The following is a 626-nucleotide window of genomic DNA, read 5'->3' as shown; positions in this document are numbered from 1 at the left end:
AAAATCCTGATGCTTTAATGCAACTGTGCTTAGGGGCGTTTTCTTGCGGATTACGCGAATTTACCGCTAATGTGGGTGGTAATGATTTAGTCCGTGTCACTGGGTATATGGTGCGGTTATCGGATTTAAAAAAATATAAAGAAGAAGGCTCTCGCCTAAATACAACTTGGTTAGGAGATGAAGCGACAACCAATTGCCATATTGCTGAACGAAAACCACGAGTGATTAGCCATGAACAGCAGATGCGCTTCGATAAATAAAATACTGCCTTTTTCTTGTGTTGATGGCCCAGGCAATCGCCTCGCCATCTTCCTACAAGGATGTAATTTACGCTGTAAGAACTGTCACAATCCCTACACTATGGGGATTTGTGATAACTGCGGGGATTGCATTGCCACTTGCCCTCAGCAAGCTCTCTCGTTGCAAAACGGAGTAGTAAGTTGGAACTCTCACCGTTGTGAGCAATGTGATACTTGTATTCAGCAATGTCCTCGCCAATCAAGCCCTATGACATTGACCTATACGGTTGATGAACTAATTGCAATTACGCGTAAATATGCCGCCTTTATCAATGGGGTAACCGTAAGTGGCGGGGAATCTACGTTACAACTTCCATTTTTAATTGA

General features: G+C 43.3%; 2 protein-coding genes. Both read left to right on the top strand.

The annotated features are described in order from the left end of the window. Positions 1 to 260 (top strand): glycyl radical enzyme domain-containing protein (locus tag IE142_RS39965; RefSeq protein ID WP_191889464.1); only part of this gene is annotated, 260 nt, incomplete at its 5' end. Beyond that, a partial coding sequence (locus tag IE142_RS39960; RefSeq protein ID WP_191889463.1) for a 4Fe-4S cluster-binding domain-containing protein occupies positions 232 to 626 on the top strand: 395 nt, incomplete at its 3' end. The genes IE142_RS39965 and IE142_RS39960, both read left to right, overlap by 29 nt.

The sequence above is a fragment of the Streptomyces mutabilis genome (genome assembly GCF_014649815.1).
Classification (GTDB): domain Bacteria; phylum Actinomycetota; class Actinomycetes; order Streptomycetales; family Streptomycetaceae; genus Streptomyces; species Streptomyces mutabilis.
Note: the sequence above shows the minus strand (reverse complement) of the source record. Positions and strands in the feature narration are given on the sequence as shown.